The sequence below is a fragment of the Duganella sp. LjRoot269 genome (genome assembly GCF_964254095.1).
In the GTDB taxonomy this organism is placed as follows: domain Bacteria; phylum Pseudomonadota; class Gammaproteobacteria; order Burkholderiales; family Burkholderiaceae_D; genus Rugamonas; species Rugamonas hordei.
This window is the reverse complement of the sequence record NZ_CAXUSL020000001.1, coordinates 5,044,095-5,060,420: the sequence shown is the minus strand read 5'-3', so window position 1 is coordinate 5,060,420 and position 16,326 is coordinate 5,044,095. Positions and strand designations below refer to the sequence as shown.

Sequence of the window (16,326 nt, the reverse complement as noted above, 5' to 3'; positions counted from 1 at the left end):
AGTCCTTGATCCAGGTTGTAGATTTCAAAAAAGCTACAGCGGCTCAGTGGCGCGTGATCAGGAAGTCGATGACGATCTGGCCGGGCACGCGCGACACGTAGGCCGCCTCCACGCGCAGCCCGTAGCGGTGCTGGATCTGGGCCAGCAGCGGCAGCGGGTCGTGGTCGTTACAGAAGCGCATGATCTCGCCGGGGTTGAGCGCGTCGAGCGCGCCGAAGATGGCGGCGTGGCGCATGCGGCGGGCCACGCCGCGGGCGTCGAATGGATAGATGCCGTCCGGGATGGCCGGCTGGGAACAATCGTGGGACATGGTGAACTCCTTGAACAAGAAAGCAGGGCGGCGCACCGCCCCGCAGAGAGAACTATCAGGCGCGGTCGGCGGCGACGGCCGCCAGGCGGGCCTTGCCGCGCACCGTCAGCAGGCGCCAGGCGAACAGCGCCAGGAACAGCGTGCCGATGGCGAACACCACGTCACCGGGCACGCGCATCCAGACCAGGGTTTCCATCACCTTCGAATGGATCACCTCCGGCGAACGGGCGAACCACATGCCGGTGCTGACGCTAGCCCAGGCCTGGTAGATGCCGGCCGGCACCAGCGAGATGAAGACCATCATCGCCAGGCCGATGTTCAGGCACCAGAACATCGGTTTCAGCAGCGCGTCGGACCAGGCCAGGCGGTCGCTCAGGCCGCGCAGGCAGAACAGCAGCAAGCCGATGCCCAGCATGCCGTACACGCCGAACAGCGCGGCATGGCCGTGGGCCGCCGTCATGTTCAGGCCCTGCATGTAGTACAGCGCGATCGGGGTGTTGATCGAGAAGCCCAGCAGGCCGGCGCCGATGGTGTTCCAGAAGCCCACCGCGATGAAGCACAGGATCGACCACTTGTAGGTCTGCACCCAGGGCGCGGCCTTGGAGCGCTGGTAGTTGCGCCATGCTTCGACGCCGATCATCGACAGCGGCACCACCTCCAGCGCCGAGAACATGGCGCCGATGGCGATCACGAAGGTCGGCGTGCCGGTGAAGTACAGGTGGTGCAGCGTGCCGAGGATGCCGCCGAACAGGAACACGATGGTTTCCAGCACGATGGCGCTGTTGGCGGTGGACGCGCGGATCAGGCCCAGGCGGGTGAACAGCAGCGCGATCACGGCGGTGGCGAACACTTCAAAGAAGCCCTCGACCCACAGGTGCACCAGCCACCAGCGCCAGTACTCGATCATCGAATAGTGGGTGTGACGGCCCCAGGTCAGCGAGGTGGCGTAGAAGCCGCCGATGCACAGCGCGGCCAGGAACACCATCATGATCAGGCCGCGGCTTTCCGATTTCTTGACCAGCGCCGGCCACAGCGCGCGGCCCAGCAGCATGACCCAGAACAGCAGGCCGACGAACAGCAGGATCTGCCAGATGCGGCCCATGCTGGTGAATTCCAGGCCCTGGTTGCCGATCCAGAAGGCGAAGGCCGTGCCCTTGTGTTGCAGCGAACCGATCCAGCCCATCGCGGTCGAGCCGACCACGATGAACAGCAGCGCGTAGAACAGCAGGTTCACGCCCAGCTTCTGGAACTTGGGCTCGTGGCCGGAGATGGCCGGCGCGATGTACAGGCCGGTGGCCAGCCAGGCGGTGGCGATCCACAGCACGGCGAACTGGGTGTGGATGGTGCGGCTGACCACGAACGGCAGGATCTGCGCCAGCGGATAGCCGAAGAAGCTCTGGCCCTCGACCGCGTAGTGGGCGGTGATGACGCCCATGCCCACCTGCGCCAGGATCAGGCCGATGACGACGAAGAAGTATTTTTTGGTCGCCAGCATCGACGGCGTCGGCTTCAGGTTGAACAGCGGATCGGTCTTCGGCGGCACCGGATCGGCTTCCTCCTTGGCGGACGAATGCACCATCACCATGGCGGCGATGGCGCCTATCATCAGGATGATGCTGGCGATCGACCAGACGCCGGCGCCGGTGCTGGGACGGTTGTCGATCAGCGGCTCGTGCGGCCAGTTGCTGGTGTAGCTCAGGTCGACGGAACCGGGACGGTCGGTGGCGGCCGCCCAGGCCGACCAGAACACGAAGGCCGGCAGGGCCTTCAGGTCGTCCTGGTCGGTCAGCGAATTGGCGTTCATCGCATATTGTTCGCGCAGGTGGTCGAGCGCGCGGTCGTCGCCGAACAAGCCGGTGTAGTGGCGCGCCACTTCGCGCACGGCGGCGGCGCGGTCGGCCGACAGCGTGATGCTGCCCTTGGCCGCGTCATAGGTGTTGTGGCGCATTTCTTCCTTCAGGCGGGCGTTCAACGCCGCCTGGTTGGCCTTGCTCAGGTCGTCGAAGCGGGCGCCGAATTCGCGCTGGGCCCAGATCTGGCGCAGCGCCAGCGCTTCGCGGTGCAGCCAGTCGGCCGACCAGTCGGGCGCGACATAGCTGCCGTGTCCCCAGACGGTGCCGAGCTGCTGGCCGCCGGCCGACAGCCAGGCTTGCTGGCCGCGATCAACCTGGCCTTCGTCGAACAGCACGGCGCCGTCGACGCTGAGGATTTGTTTGGGGATGGGCGGCGCGGTCAGGTAGATCTCCGCACCCACCCAGCCGAGGACGGCGAAGGAGAGGGCGCAGATGACGGCGAGCCAGGTCCAGAGCTTGCGTGTGGCTTGCATGGCATGGTTCCTTAAGTTAGTGGATGGGTCAGTTTGAATACTGCGCGAGGCGGCCAAGACCGGATCGACGGAGCCGATTCTAGGCCTGGGGTTTAAACATGTATATTCGATTCCAGTTTTTCTTGATGCAGGTTATGAACAAATATTTACGATGCATGAATAATGGCGCTGCCGACTTCACTGGAGCCCTTCATGCGCCTGACCGCCTTCACCGACTACACGCTGCGCACCCTGATCTACCTGGCGGGCCAGCAGGGCCGCCTGGCGACGATCGCCGAAATCGCCGAGCTGCACGGCATGTCCAAACACCATCTGACCAAGGTGGTGTACCAGCTCGGCCTGACCGGCGTGATCCGCACCGTGCGCGGCCGCCACGGCGGCATCGCGCTGGCGCGGGCGCCGGCGGCGATCCGCATCGGCGCCGTGGTGCGCGCCAGCGAGCCGGACTTTTACATGGCCGATTGTTTCGACGCCCGCCAGGCCCCCTGCGTGCACGCAGGCCGCTGCTGCGTGCAGGGCATGCTGGGGCAGGCGGTGCACGCCTACCTGGCGGCATTGGATGCGGTCACTTTGGCCGATCTGGCCTGTCCTGTCTACGCGCCTGATGCCGTGGCGGCCTAGTTCTTTCGGCCTAGGCCGCTAGCCTGATTGCCTTGCCGATCTGGCCGTCCTGCCGATAGTCGGGCTGGGCCGCAGCGCTTAACCTGATGCCATCCCCATGTCCGTCAGGAGATTGAAAGTGTCTAACAATAACAAGGCCGTCCAGGTGCTCGTCAGCAGCACCCTGTCGTTCACGATCTGCTTCGCGATCTGGATGATGTTCGCCGTGCTGGGCATCCCCATCAAGAAGATGCTCGGCCTGAATGAAACCGAATTCGGCCTGCTGGCCGCCATGCCCGTGCTGAGCGGCTCGCTGGTGCGCGTGCCGCTCGGCATCTGGTGCGACAAATACGGCGGCCGCATCGTGTTCTTCCTGCTGATGCTGTCGACCGTGCCGGCCATCTACCTGGTCGGCCTGGCCACCGCCTACTGGCAGTTCCTGGTGCTGGGCCTGTTCATCGGCCTGGCCGGCGGCTCGTTCTCGGTCGGAACGCCCTACGTGGCGCGCTGGTTCTCGCGCGAGCGGCGCGGCCTGGCGATGGGCATCTTCGGCGCCGGCAATTCCGGCTCGGCGCTGACCAAGTTCGTCGCGCCGGCCATCATCGCGGGCTGGGGCTGGCAAATGCTGCCCACCGTGTACGCCGTCGCCATGCTGGTCACGGCGCTGCTGTTCTGGGTGTTCTCGGCCACCGACCCGTCGCACCAGAGCGGCGCCAGCGTGCCGTTCTCCGAGCAGCTCAAGGTGCTCAAGGACCGCCGCGTGTGGCGCTACTGCCAGTACTACTCGGTGGTGTTCGGCGGCTACGTCGGCCTGGCACTGTGGATGACCAAATACTACGTCGGCGAATACGGCTTCGACCTGCGCCTGGCGGCCCTGCTGGCGGCCTGCTTCTCGCTGCCGGGCGGCGTGCTGCGCGCGCTGGGCGGCTGGATCGCCGACCGCTACGGCGCCCACAAGGTCACCTGGTGGGTGATGTGGGTTTGCTGGGTCTGCTTCTTCCTGCTGTCCTATCCGCCCACCGCGATGATCGTCAAGACCACCCACGGCGACCTGCAGATCCAGCTGGCGCTGTCGCCGTGGATGTTCACCGGCCTGCTGTTCGTGGTCGGCACTGCGATGGCCATCGGTAAGGCATCGGTCTTCAAATTCATCGGCGACGACTTCAGCGACAACATCGGCGCCGTGTCCGGCGTGGTCGGCCTGGCCGGCGGCCTGGGCGGCTTCGTGCTGCCGATCATGTTCGGCGCGCTGCTGGACCTGACCGGCGTGCGCTCCAGCGCTTTCATGCTGTTATACGGCACGGTCTGCGTGTCGCTGGTCTGGATGCATTACTCGTTCCGCCCCACGGCGACGCCGCAGCCGGTCGCCGGTGCGGTCGCCGCCTGAGCCCAAACTTCAAGGAGAAAATGATGAGCAAGTACATGATTAACACGTGGGAGCCGGAGAGCTCCGCGTTCTGGGGCAGCGGCGGCAGCAACACCGCCAACCGCAACCTGTGGATCTCCATCCCCGCGCTGGCGCTGGCGTTTGCCGTGTGGATGGTGTGGAGCGTGGTGGTGGTCAACCTGCCGGCCATCGGCTTCCAGTACAGCACCAACCAGCTGTTCTGGCTGACAGCTTTGCCCGGCCTGTCCGGCGCGACACTGCGGATTTTTTACTCGTTCATGGTGCCGATCTTCGGCGGCCGCAAGTGGACCACCATCTCCACCGCCTCGTTGCTGATCCCGGCGATCGGCATCGGCTTCGCGGTGCAGGACGTCACCACCGGCTATCCGACCATGCTGGTGCTGGCGCTGCTGTGCGGCTTCGGCGGCGGCAACTTCGCCTCGTCGATGGCCAACATCAGCTTCTTCTTCCCGAAGGCGCAGAAGGGCTACGCGCTGGGCATGAACGCCGGCCTGGGCAACCTGGGCGTGTCGGCGGTGCAGTTCGTGGTGCCGCTGGTGATCACCGCCGGCGTGTTCGGCAGCCTGGGCGGCGATCCGCAAAGCGCCACCAAGGCCGGCCACACCACCACGCTGTGGCTGCAGAACGCCGGCTTCATCTGGGTGCCCTTCATCGCCGTCAGCAGCGTGCTGGCGTGGTTCGGCATGAACGACCTGGCCTCGGCCAAGGCTTCGTTCGCCGACCAGGCGGTGATTTTCAAGCGCAAGCATAACTGGCTGATGTGCTGGCTCTACACCGGCACCTTCGGTTCCTTCATCGGTTATTCGGCTGGCTTCCCGCTGCTGATCAAGACCCAGTTCCCGGACCTCAATCCGCTGCAATACGCCTTCCTCGGCCCCCTGGTCGGCGCGCTGGCGCGCGTCGTCGGCGGCATCATCTCCGACAAGCTGGGGGGCGCCCGCGTCACCGTCTGGACCTTCGCCGTCATGATCGCGGCCGTGTTCGGCGTCATCGCCTTCCTGCCGCATGGCGGCACGGGCGGCAACTTCAACGGCTTCTTCTGGATGTTCATGCTGCTGTTCGCCGGCACCGGCGTCGGCAACGCCTCGACCTTCCGCATGATCCCGGTGATCTTCCTGACCGAGCGCCAGCGCGCCACCGCCGGCAAGCCGGCCGCCGTGCAGCAGCAAGCCATCGTCGAAGCCAACAAGGAGGGCGCCGCCGTGCTGGGCTTCACCTCGGCGGTCGCGGCCTACGGCGCCTTCTTCATCCCCAAGAGCTACGGCACCTCGATCGCCATGACCGGCGGCCCGGACGCCGCGCTCTGGTGCTTCATCACGTTCTACGTCAGCTGCATCGCCATCACCTGGTGGTGCTACGCCCGCAAGAACGCGGCCATGCCTTGCTGAACGGAGCCACGACCATGCCATCCGCCCGCGTGATCACGCTGACCCCGTCGGTCGAATTCGACGCCGCGCTGGTGCGCAAGCTGAACCAGATGGGACCGCGCTACACCTCCTATCCGACCGCCGACCGCTTCGACGGCGGCTTCGGCGCCGCCCAGTACCGGGCCGCCGTCGCCGCCGTCGATCCGGCGGCGCCGCTGTCGCTGTATGTGCACATCCCGTTCTGCGCGTCGCTGTGCTACTACTGCGGCTGCAACAAGATCATCACCCAGGACCGCAGCAAGGCGGCCGAATACCTGGGCTACCTGTACCGCGAGATCGGCTTGCAGGGCGAGGTGCTGGGCAGCCGGCGCCGGGTCGACCAGCTGCACTTCGGCGGCGGCACGCCGACCTACCTGAGCGACAGGCAGATGGACGAGCTGCTTGCCACGCTGCGCGGCCAGTTCGCCTTCGCGCCGGACGATGAGGGCGAGTTCTCGATCGAGGTCGATCCGCGCACGGTCACGCCGGTGCGCATCGCCACCTTGCGCCAGCAGGGCTTCAACCGCATCAGCCTGGGCATCCAGGACTTCGATCCGGCGGTGCAGCAGGCGGTCAACCGCATCCAGTCCTACGAGGACACGATGGAGGTGCTGCAGGCCGCGCGCGACTGCGGCTTCCGCTCCATCAGCGTCGACCTGATCTACGGCCTGCCGCTGCAAAGCGTGGCCAGCTTCGGGCCGACGCTGGACAAGATCGTCGCCGCCCGGCCGGACCGCATCGCCATCTACAACTACGCCCACATGCCGCAGCTGTTCAAATCGCAGCGGCTGATCAACAGCGTCGACCTGCCGGACGCGGAGACCAAGCTGGCCATGCTGGGCCTGTGCATCGAGCGCCTGACGGCGGCCGGCTACGTCTACATCGGCATGGACCACTTCGCGCTGCCGGAGGACGACCTGGCACGCAGCCAGCGCGAGGGCAAGTTGCAGCGCAACTTCCAGGGCTACTCCACCCATGCCGACGCGCCGATGGTGGCGCTGGGCGTATCGGCCATCAGCGCGGTCGGTGCCAGCTACAGCCAGAACGAGAAGATTCTGTCGGCCTACTACCAGCGGCTGGACCGGGGCGAGCTGCCGATCGCACGCGGCATCGTGCTCAGCGCGGACGACCTGCTGCGGCGCGCCGTGATCGGCCAGCTGATGTGCGACTTCGAGCTGGACTACGCCAGCCTGCCGCTGCCGGACGGCGTCGCCGCCGCCGACTATTTCGCCGACGCGCTGGAACGCCTGCAGCCGCTGGAGGAACAGGGCTTGCTGTGCATCGGCAGCAAGGGCTTGCGGGTGAAGATGCGCGGACGCCTGCTGATACGCAATATCTGCATGGCCTTCGACAGCTACCTGCACGCGCCGCCGGTCGAGGGGCCGCAGCCGGCCCGCTATTCGCGCACCATCTGAGGACTGGCCATGGAAAAAAACAAAATCAAGGTGCAGACCTTTCTGTCCCGCGTGCCGCTGTTCAATTCCATGGGACCGGAAGAACTGTCGCGCATCGCGCTCGGCACCACCGAGGTGCGGGTCGAGCGGGGCGGCATGATCTTCCAGCGCGGCGACCCGTGCGTGGGCTTCCACCAGGTGCTGTACGGCCAGGTCAAGCTGGCGTTCACCTCGCTGGCGGGCGGCGAGAAGGTCATCGAGCTGATCGGGCCGGGCCAGAGTTTCGGCGAGGCGCTGATGTTCATGGGCAGCGCCTACATCGTCTCGGCCCAGGCCACCGAGGACACGCTGCTGCTGCACGTGGCCAAGCCGGCGATCTACCGCGAGATCCACAACGATCCCGAATTCGCCTGCAAGATGCTGGCCGGGCTGAGCCAGCGCATGCACGGCCTGATGTGCGACATGGAGTCGTACTCGCTACGCTCGGGCACTCAGCGCGTGGCCGGCTACCTGCTCAAGGAATTGCACGAGGACGAAGGAGGGTTGCTGACGCTGCCGGTCACCAAGGCGGTGCTGGCGTCGCGCCTGAACCTGACGCCCGAGCATTTCTCGCGCATCCTGGCCGAGTTGTGCACGCAGCAGCTGATCGCCTTCAAGGGCCGCAAGGTCACCGTACTCGACGTGCCGGCGCTGCGGCGCTGCGCCGCCTAAGAGGCATCCATGCACGACATCGAAAAATTCGTCAGCGGCTTCAGCCGCTTTCAACAACAGTACTTCACCAACGACGAGAGTCCCTACGGCAGCCTGCGCGCCGGCCAGCGCCCGCGCACCTTGCTGATCGGTTGTTGCGATTCGCGGGTCGATCCGGTTCTGCTGACCGGCAGCGATCCGGGCGACATCTTCGTGGTGCGCAATATCGCCAACCTGGTGCCGCCGTGCATGCCGACGGCCTCGGCCGGCGTCAGCTCGGCGATCGAGTTTGCCGTCTGCGAGCTGGAGGTCGAGCGCGTGATCGTGCTGGGCCACGCCGGCTGCGGCGGCATCCGCGCGCTGCTGGCGCCCCGTCCGGCGCAGCGCGAGACCGACTTCGTCGGCCAGTGGATGCGCATCGCCGAGCCGGTGGCGCAGCGCGTGCGGCGCGACCTGGCCCATCGCGGCAGCGCCGAGCAGCACCACGCCTGCGAGCTGGCCAGCATCCTGCTGTCGCTGGACAACCTGTTGACCTACCCGTGGCTCAAGCGCCGCGTCGACGAGGGCAAGCTGAAGCTGCACGGCTGGTACTTCGATTTACAGAGCGGGGCGCTGATGGCGTACTCGCCGCGCCGTCAGCAATTCCTGCCGCTGGTATGCCCGCTGACCGCGCGCGAAGCGATGACGGCCTAGGACGGCCTGGGGTCAAGTCTGACATTCGGACACAACTTCTACCGTATCGGACGCTACGGAAGAGGTTGTGTCCGAATGTCAGACTTGACCCCATCTTGAGCGTCGGTATCGTCCGCGGCGGGCGCGGGGGCCGCCGGCGGCTGGTCCTGCGCGTTGAGCCCGAAACTCTCCCAACCCTCGCCGAACAGTTCGTAGGGATGCTGGCTGCGGTCTGAACCGTTCCCGCAGATCATCGAATTGGCCGGGCAATAACGGTCGCAGCCCCAGCAGATCAGCTCGGGCTTGGCCGGGCGCAGCGGAAAGATCTTGGCCATGTCAGGCGTAGCTCATCAGTTCGCCCTGGCGGTCGAACGCCAGGAAGCGTTCCATCTGCCCCTGCTGGATCGCGCCCAGCATCTTGTTCAGCGCGGCGTCGGTCTGCTGCGGGTCGGGCAGGCGTCCCTCGCTGCCGGACAGGGTGGTGATCAGCAGCACATCCCAGGCCTGGCCCATGCCTTGCGCCTCTTCGGCCAGGTTCTTGAACGTGTCGAGTTCGCCCACCTGCTTGTCCACGCACATGACCGGCACCAGCGTGCTGCGCGCCGCTGCACCGGACTGCGCGTCCGGGTCCGCTTCGGCCACCGCGAAGGCCAGCAGCAGGCGTTGCGGCTGCGGCTGCAGGGCGGCGGCGATCAGTAATTCTTCAAATGTGGCGATATTCATATGATTCCTCGGTAGTCGGTGATCCAGGCTGTATGTATAACCCGTTGCGGCACGGCTGCCCATTGCCATGAATGACTAGTCCGGCTAGTCACTTTGCCGTAGACGGGCCCGGAATGCCATGACCCAGGTCATGGACCGGCGCGCCGGCCGCGAAGAATAATGGTCGCGCGACCCAAGCCGGTGCCGCGTTGAAAGGAAGTCTTATGCGTATCAATCTGAACTACCGTCCTGCCAGCCGCGTGGCGCTGGCGCTGATCACCGCCATCGCCACCAGCGTCCTGTGGCACAACTACGGCCCGGCGGATGCGAGCTCGTGGGCGCCGCCGCCCGGTGGGCGCTGCGATGCGCCGCCTCCGCTCGCCGGCTACCCTGGCCGCGAGATTTCCGGGCAAATCCGCTACGACAGCGGGCTGGTGCTGCGCTTCTGCCGCCTGGACGCCATGTTTGCCCAACTGGGCGCGATGGAGCAGCCGGGCCTGGTGCGCAATGTGTACGTGCGCGACGGCGATGGCCGCTGGCTGGCGGCCAGCGAAGCCCGCTACGTCCGCCACACGGGCGCGGACCGCCGCGCGGCAGCGACGCTGCAAGCCTACGCCGGCGGCAGGGCCTCGCCGGCGCCCGGCGCCCGGGTGCTCGACTACCAACAATTGCTGACCGTCTGCGCCAGCCGCGAATGCTACCGCGCGCAGTGAACTAGTCACTTCGGCATAGTCCCCCTAGTCCTTCTCGCGCCGCGCGGCCACCATCTTGCCGATTCCCACCAGGCTCTACGCTGCTTAGACTGCAATCATCGTCGAGTCCATGCATGTTGCATGCGACCGCATGCCCGGCAACCGCCGGGTGCAAGTTAGGAGGCAGCATGAGTCACTTTCTGGATCGCCTGAAGTTCTTCAATAAAACGGTATCGACCTTTTCCGACGGCCACGGCGCCGTCGTGCACGAGGACCGCACCTGGGAAAACGCCTACCGCCAGCGCTGGCAGCATGACAAGATCGTGCGCTCCACGCACGGCGTCAACTGCACCGGCTCCTGCAGCTGGAAGGTGTATGTGAAGAACGGGCTGATTACCTGGGAAACCCAACAGACCGATTATCCGCGCACCCGTCCCGACCTGCCCAACCACGAGCCGCGCGGCTGCCCGCGCGGCGCCAGCTATTCGTGGTACGTGTATTCGGCACAGCGCGTCAAGTACCCGATGGTGCGCGGCCGCCTGATGGAAATGTGGCGCGAGGCGCGCAAGACCATGGAGCCGGTCACGGCCTGGGACTACATCAGCCAGAACCCGGAACGCGCCGCGCTGTACAAGTCGGTGCGCGGCCTGGGCGGCTTCGTGCGCGCCACCTGGGACGAGAGCAACGAGATGATCGCCGCCGCCAACGCGCTGACGATCAAGAAATACGGCCCGGACCGCATCGTCGGCTTCTCGCCGATTCCCGCCATGTCGATGGTCAGCTACGCCGCCGGCACGCGCTACCTGTCGCTGATCGGCGGCGTGGCCTTGAGTTTCTACGACTGGTACTGCGACTTGCCGCCGGCCAGCCCGCAGGTGTGGGGCGAGCAGACCGACGTGCCGGAATCGGCCGACTGGTACAACTCGACCTACCTGATGGTGTGGGGCTCGAACGTGCCGATGACGCGCACGCCGGACGCCCACTTCTACACCGAAGTGCGCTACAAGGGCACCAAGACGGTGGCGGTGTCGTCCGACTTCGGCGAGATGGCCAAGTTCGGCGACATCTGGCTGGCGCCCAAGCAGGGCACCGACGCCGCGCTGGCGATGGCCATGGGCCACGTAATCCTGAAGGAGTACCACGCGCAGCACCAGTCCAAGTATTTCAAAGAGTACGCCAAGCAGTACACCGACTTCCCGATGCTGGTGCTGCTGAAAGAGCAGAACGGCATCCTGGCGCCGGAATACTTCCTGCGCGCCTCGCAGCTGGACAACAACCTCGACGAAACCAACAACCCGGACTGGAAAACCCTGGTCATCGACGAAACCAGCGGCCGCATCGTCGCGCCGGCCGGTTCGATCGGTTTCCGCTGGGGCGAGGCCGGCAAGTGGAACCTGGAAATGAAGGAGGGCGGCAACAACGCCCCGCTCGATCCGCAGTTGTCGCTGATCGGTTCCAGCGACGAGGTGGTCGCTGTCGGCTTCCCTTACTTCGGCGGCAAGGACGCCAGCGACCTGCTGATGCGCAACGTGCCGGTCAAGCGCCTGGCACTGGCCGACGGCAGCACTGTGCTGGTCGCCACCGTGTTCGACCTGAGCTTGGCCAACTACGGCATCGACCGCGGCCTGGGCGGCGGCAACGTCGCCACCAGCTATGAGGACGACGTGCCTTACACGCCGGCCTGGCAGGTCAAGCACACCGGCGTCAAGGCCGCCGACGTCATCACCGTGGCCCGCCAGTTCGCCGAGAACGCCGACCAGACCCGTGGCAAGAGCATGGTCATCGTTGGCGCCGCGCTGAACCATTGGTACCACATGGACATGACTTATCGCGGCATCATCAACATGCTGATGATGTGCGGCTGCGTCGGCCAATCGGGCGGAGGCTGGGCGCACTACGTGGGCCAGGAAAAGCTGCGTCCGCAAACCGGCTGGACGCCGCTGGCGTTCGCCCAGGACTGGAACCGTCCGATGCGCCAGATGAACGGCACCTCGTTCTTCTATGCCCATACCAGCCAGTGGCGCCACGAAAAACTGCACACCGAGGAAATCTCGTCGCCAACCGCCGGCCCCGACGTCGCGCCGATGACGCTGTTGGACTACAACGCCAAGGCCGAGCGCATGGGCTGGCTGCCGTCGGCGCCGCAGCTGCAGACCAATCCGCTGGAGGTGACGCGCGCCGCCGCCGCAGCCGGCATGAGCGCGGTCGACTACGCGGTCGACCAGATCAAGGACAAGAAACTCGAATTCTCGTGCGACGACCCGGACAATCCGGCCAACTTCCCGCGCAATATGTTCGTCTGGCGCTCCAACATCCTGGGCAGCTCGGGCAAGGGCCACGAGTACTTCCTGAAGTATTTGCTAGGCACGCAGAACGCGCTGATGAGCAACGAGGACGATTGCATCAAGCCGCGCGACGTCAAGGTGCGCCCGGCCGCAGAAGGCAAGCTGGACCTGCTGGTGGTGCTGGACTTCCGCATGTCGACCACCTGCCTGTACGGCGACATCGTGCTGCCGACCGCCACCTGGTACGAGAAGGACGACCTGAACACGTCCGACATGCACCCCTTCATCCACCCCTTGTCGGAAGCGGTGCAGCCGCTGTGGCAATCGCGTTCGGACTGGGAGATCTACAAGGGCATCGCCAAGAAATTCGAGGAAATCGGTGGCGCCTACCTGGGCACGCAGCAGGATTTGGTGCTGACGCCGCTGATGCACGACACCCCCGGCGAACTCGGCCAGCCGTTCGACCCGAAAGACTGGCGCGCCGGCGAATGCGAGCCGATCCCGGGCAAGACCATGCCGAACTTCACCGTGGTCGAGCGCGACTACACCCAGATCTATCAGAAGTTCACCTCGATCGGCCCGTTGCTGGAAAAACTGGGCAACGGCGGCAAGGGCATAGGCTGGAAGACCGGCCACGAGGTCGAGGTACTGCGCGGCATCAACCGCACGGTGACCGCGCCCGGCATCGCCCACGGCCAGCCACGGCTGGACACCGCCATCGACGCGGCCGAGATGATCCTGTCGCTGGCGCCGGAAACCAACGGACACGTGGCGGTCAAGGCCTGGGAGGCGCTGTCGGTGATCACCGGCCGCGACCACACCCACCTGGCGCTGCCGCGCGAGCACGACAGCATCCGCTTCCGCGACGTGCAGGCGCAGCCGCGCAAGATCATTTCCTCGCCGACCTGGTCGGGCCTGGAATCGGAAGAGGTCAGCTACAACGCCTGCTACACCAATGTGCACGAACTGATCCCTTGGCGCACGCTGACCGGCCGCCAGCAGTTCTACCAGGATCACCGCTGGATGCGCGATTTCGGTGAAGGCCTGTGCGTGTATAAGCCGGCAATCAACACCAAGACCACGGCGGCGATGCTGGGCGCCCAGCCGAACGGCAACAAGGAGCTGGCGCTGAACTTCATCACGCCGCACCAGAAATGGGGCATCCACTCGACCTACTCGGACAACTTGCGCATGTTGACCCTGTCGCGTGGCGGCCCGCACGTGTGGTTGTCGGAGACCGACGCCCAGGCGGCCGGCATCGTCGACAACGACTGGATCGAGGTGTTCAACGTCAACGGCACGCTGACCGCGCGCGCCGTCGTCAGCCAGCGGGTGCCGGAGGGCATGACCATGATGTACCACGCCCAGGAAAAGATCATCAACGTGCCCGGCGCCGAGATGTCCGGCAAGCGCGGCGGCATCCACAACTCGGTAACGCGCGCCGTCACCAAGCCGACCCACATGATAGGCGGCTACGCGCAGCTGTCGTGGGGCTTCAACTACTACGGCACGGTCGGCTCCAACCGCGATGAATTCGTGTTGGTGCGCAAGATGAACAAGGTCGACTGGCTGGAAGGTCCGTTGAAAGAAAAAACTGGGAGCATGGCATGAAAATTCGCGCACAAATCGGCATGGTGCTGAACCTGGACAAATGCATCGGCTGCCACACCTGCTCGGTCACCTGCAAGAACGTGTGGACCAGCCGCGACGGTGTCGAGTACGCCTGGTTCAACAATGTCGAAACCAAGCCCGGCATCGGCTATCCGAAACACTGGGAAAACCAGGACAAGTGGAACGGCGGCTGGCGCCGCACCGACGCCGGCAAGATCGAGCCGCGCCAGGGCAGCCGGCTGAAGATCCTGGCGCAGATTTTCGCCAATCCCAACCTGCCGCAGATCGACGAGTACTACGAGCCCTTCACCTACGACTACGAGCGCCTGCAGAACGCGCCGCTGTCGGAAACGCCGCCGACCGCGCGGCCGATCTCGGTCTTGACCGGCAAGAAGATGGAGAAGATCGAGTGGGGACCGAATTGGGAGGACGACCTGGGCGGCGAGTTCGCCCAGCGCAGCCAGGACACGCTGTTCAACAACATGCAGAAGGAAATGTACGGCACCTTCGAGAACACCTTCATGATGTACCTGCCGCGCCTGTGCGAGCATTGCCTGAATCCGACCTGCGTCGCCTCCTGCCCGTCGGGCTCGGTGTACAAGCGCGAGGACGACGGCATCGTACTGATCGACCAGGACAAGTGCCGCGGCTGGCGCATGTGCATCTCCGGCTGCCCGTACAAGAAGATCTACTACAACTGGTCGTCCGGCAAGGCCGAGAAATGCACCTTCTGCTACCCGCGCATCGAAGCGGGCCAGCCCACCGTGTGCTCGGAAACCTGCGTCGGCCGCATCCGCTACCTCGGCGTGCTGCTGTACGACGCCGACAAGATCGAATCGGCGGCCTCGGTGGCCGATCCGCGCGACCTGTATCCGTCGCAGCTGGACCTGTTCCTCGATCCGCACGACCCGGCCATCATCGAGGAAGCGCGGCGCCAGGGCATCCCGGATTCGTGGCTGGAATCGGCCAAGCGTTCGCCGGTGTACAAGATGGCGGTCGACTGGAAGGTGGCGTTCCCGCTGCATCCCGAGTACCGCACCTTGCCGATGGTGTGGTACATCCCGCCGTTGTCGCCGATCCAGGCCGCCGCCGAGTCGGGCCGCATGGGGAAGAACGGCATCTTGCCGGATACCGCCAGCCTGCGCATTCCGGTGCAATACCTGGCCAACCTGCTGACGGCGGGCGACCAGCAGCCGGTGATCCGCGCGCTGGACCGCATGCTGGCCATGCGCGCCTACATGCGCAGCAAGCACGTGGCCGGCACGCCGGACTACGACGTGCTGCAACAGGTCGGGCTGGAGCCGGAGATGGTGGAGGACATGTACCACATCATGGCCATCGCCAACTACGAGGACCGCTTCGTGATCCCGAGCAGCCACAAGGAAATGGCGGAGGACAGCTTCAACGAGAAGGGTAGCTGCGGCTTCAGCTTCGGCAACGGTTGCTCGGACGGTGTCAGCGATACCAGCCTGTTCGGCAAACGCAAGCACGGTTCGGAGATCTTCATGTCGATGCCCAAATCCCGCAAGAAAAAGGAGAACCTCGATGTCTGAGCTCGATACTGCAGGCCACGGCTATTGTTTGCTGTCGGCCCTGTTGCAATACCCCGAGCCCGAGCTGCTGGCCGAACTGCCGCAGTTGGAACGCTACTTGCAGAACACGCTGCCGCGCTGGCACGGCGCGCTGGCCGAGCTGCTGACGCATCTGCGCCGCAGCGCGCTGATCGACCTGCAGCTGCAGTATGTGATGACGTTCGACCGCAATCCGTCGCATTCGCTGCACCTGTTCGAGCATATCCACGGCGAGTCGCGCGACCGCGGCCAGGCCATGGTTGACCTGCTGGCCGAGTACAGCAAGCACGGCCTGCAAATGGTCGGCAACGACCTGCCGGACTACGTGCCGCTGTTCCTGGAGTTCCTGTCGCAGCTGGAAGCGGACGAGGCCGAGCGCATGCTGGGCGACGCCATCCACGTGCTGGCCTTCGTCGGTCGCAAGCTGCGCGCCAACGGCAGCCCGTATGCCTGCGTGTTCGACCTGTTGCAGACCCTGACGCCGGTGCAGGCCGAGGAGCTGAGCGAACCGCCGGTGCGCGACATGGACGAGGCGCTGGAAACCTTCGGCCCCGGCGCCGACGGCATCGAACCGCTGCTGGCGCCGGTCATGGGCGGCGTCCATCCGGTGAATTTCTATCCCAAGGCGGCGGCGCCGCAGCGTCATTGAGGAGTATCAC

Annotated in this window: 14 protein-coding genes; 10 read left to right on the top strand and 4 right to left on the bottom strand. The window is 65.5% G+C overall.

Going from position 1 to position 16,326, the window contains the following annotated elements; genetic code table 11:
* Nucleotides 1-43: 43 nt before the first annotated feature.
* Nucleotides 44-310, bottom strand: a complete 267-nt coding sequence (locus ACSQ3S_RS22520; RefSeq protein ID WP_436143853.1) for a DUF2249 domain-containing protein — start codon at nucleotides 308-310, stop codon at nucleotides 44-46.
* Between the two features lie 55 nt (nucleotides 311-365).
* The gene (locus tag ACSQ3S_RS22515; protein WP_436143852.1) at nucleotides 366-2,636 is read right to left on the bottom strand and encodes a nitric-oxide reductase large subunit; all 2,271 of its coding nucleotides are present in this window, start codon (nucleotides 2,634-2,636) and stop codon (nucleotides 366-368) included.
* A 192-nt stretch (nucleotides 2,637-2,828) separates the two neighbouring features.
* On the opposite strand from ACSQ3S_RS22515, the gene ACSQ3S_RS22510 reads away from it, so the two are divergent.
* The 6 genes from ACSQ3S_RS22510 (at nucleotide 2,829) to ACSQ3S_RS22485 (ending at nucleotide 8,827) form a co-directional block, all read left to right on the top strand.
* The gene (locus tag ACSQ3S_RS22510) at nucleotides 2,829-3,257 is read left to right on the top strand and encodes an Rrf2 family transcriptional regulator (protein WP_436143851.1); all 429 of its coding nucleotides are present in this window, start codon (nucleotides 2,829-2,831) and stop codon (nucleotides 3,255-3,257) included.
* 97 nt (nucleotides 3,258-3,354) lie between these two features.
* Nucleotides 3,355-4,623, top strand: coding sequence for an MFS transporter (locus ACSQ3S_RS22505; protein WP_436143850.1), 1,269 nt, complete (start codon nucleotides 3,355-3,357; stop codon nucleotides 4,621-4,623).
* A gap of 23 nt (nucleotides 4,624-4,646) precedes the next feature.
* A complete protein-coding gene (locus tag ACSQ3S_RS22500) occupies nucleotides 4,647-6,032 on the top strand; it encodes a NarK family nitrate/nitrite MFS transporter (protein WP_436145068.1) in 1,386 nt (461 codons plus the stop codon).
* A 14-nt stretch (nucleotides 6,033-6,046) separates the two neighbouring features.
* Nucleotides 6,047-7,465, top strand: coding sequence for an oxygen-independent coproporphyrinogen III oxidase (hemN, locus tag ACSQ3S_RS22495; protein ID WP_436143849.1), 1,419 nt, complete (start codon nucleotides 6,047-6,049; stop codon nucleotides 7,463-7,465).
* A gap of 9 nt (nucleotides 7,466-7,474) precedes the next feature.
* Nucleotides 7,475-8,155: a Crp/Fnr family transcriptional regulator gene (locus ACSQ3S_RS22490; RefSeq protein WP_436143848.1), complete on the top strand. Its 681-nt coding sequence runs from the start codon at nucleotides 7,475-7,477 to the stop codon at nucleotides 8,153-8,155.
* A 9-nt stretch (nucleotides 8,156-8,164) separates the two neighbouring features.
* Nucleotides 8,165-8,827, top strand: a complete 663-nt coding sequence (locus ACSQ3S_RS22485; RefSeq protein WP_436143847.1) for a carbonic anhydrase — start codon at nucleotides 8,165-8,167, stop codon at nucleotides 8,825-8,827.
* 53 nt (nucleotides 8,828-8,880) lie between these two features.
* Here ACSQ3S_RS22485 and ACSQ3S_RS22480 read toward each other — a convergent pair whose 3' ends face one another.
* Both ACSQ3S_RS22480 and ACSQ3S_RS22475 read right to left on the bottom strand, forming a co-directional pair.
* A complete protein-coding gene (locus tag ACSQ3S_RS22480; protein ID WP_436143846.1) occupies nucleotides 8,881-9,141 on the bottom strand; it encodes a DUF3079 domain-containing protein in 261 nt (86 codons plus the stop codon).
* A gap of 1 nt (nucleotide 9,142) precedes the next feature.
* Nucleotides 9,143-9,529, bottom strand: a complete 387-nt coding sequence (locus ACSQ3S_RS22475; RefSeq protein WP_436143845.1) for a hypothetical protein — start codon at nucleotides 9,527-9,529, stop codon at nucleotides 9,143-9,145.
* 203 nt (nucleotides 9,530-9,732) lie between these two features.
* Between ACSQ3S_RS22475 and ACSQ3S_RS22470 the strand changes: the two genes are divergently transcribed.
* The 4 genes from ACSQ3S_RS22470 (at nucleotide 9,733) to narJ (ending at nucleotide 16,316) form a co-directional block, all read left to right on the top strand.
* Nucleotides 9,733-10,221: a hypothetical protein gene (locus tag ACSQ3S_RS22470; protein ID WP_436143844.1), complete on the top strand. Its 489-nt coding sequence runs from the start codon at nucleotides 9,733-9,735 to the stop codon at nucleotides 10,219-10,221.
* A gap of 167 nt (nucleotides 10,222-10,388) precedes the next feature.
* Nucleotides 10,389-14,096: a nitrate reductase subunit alpha gene (locus tag ACSQ3S_RS22465; RefSeq protein ID WP_436143843.1), complete on the top strand. Its 3,708-nt coding sequence runs from the start codon at nucleotides 10,389-10,391 to the stop codon at nucleotides 14,094-14,096.
* Nucleotides 14,093-15,649: a nitrate reductase subunit beta gene (narH, locus tag ACSQ3S_RS22460; protein WP_436143842.1), complete on the top strand. Its 1,557-nt coding sequence runs from the start codon at nucleotides 14,093-14,095 to the stop codon at nucleotides 15,647-15,649. The genes ACSQ3S_RS22465 and narH overlap by 4 nt, the downstream gene beginning before the upstream one ends.
* The gene (gene narJ / locus ACSQ3S_RS22455) at nucleotides 15,642-16,316 is read left to right on the top strand and encodes a nitrate reductase molybdenum cofactor assembly chaperone (RefSeq protein WP_436143841.1); all 675 of its coding nucleotides are present in this window, start codon (nucleotides 15,642-15,644) and stop codon (nucleotides 16,314-16,316) included. The genes narH and narJ overlap by 8 nt, the downstream gene beginning before the upstream one ends.
* The last annotated feature ends 10 nt before the right edge of the window (nucleotides 16,317-16,326 follow it).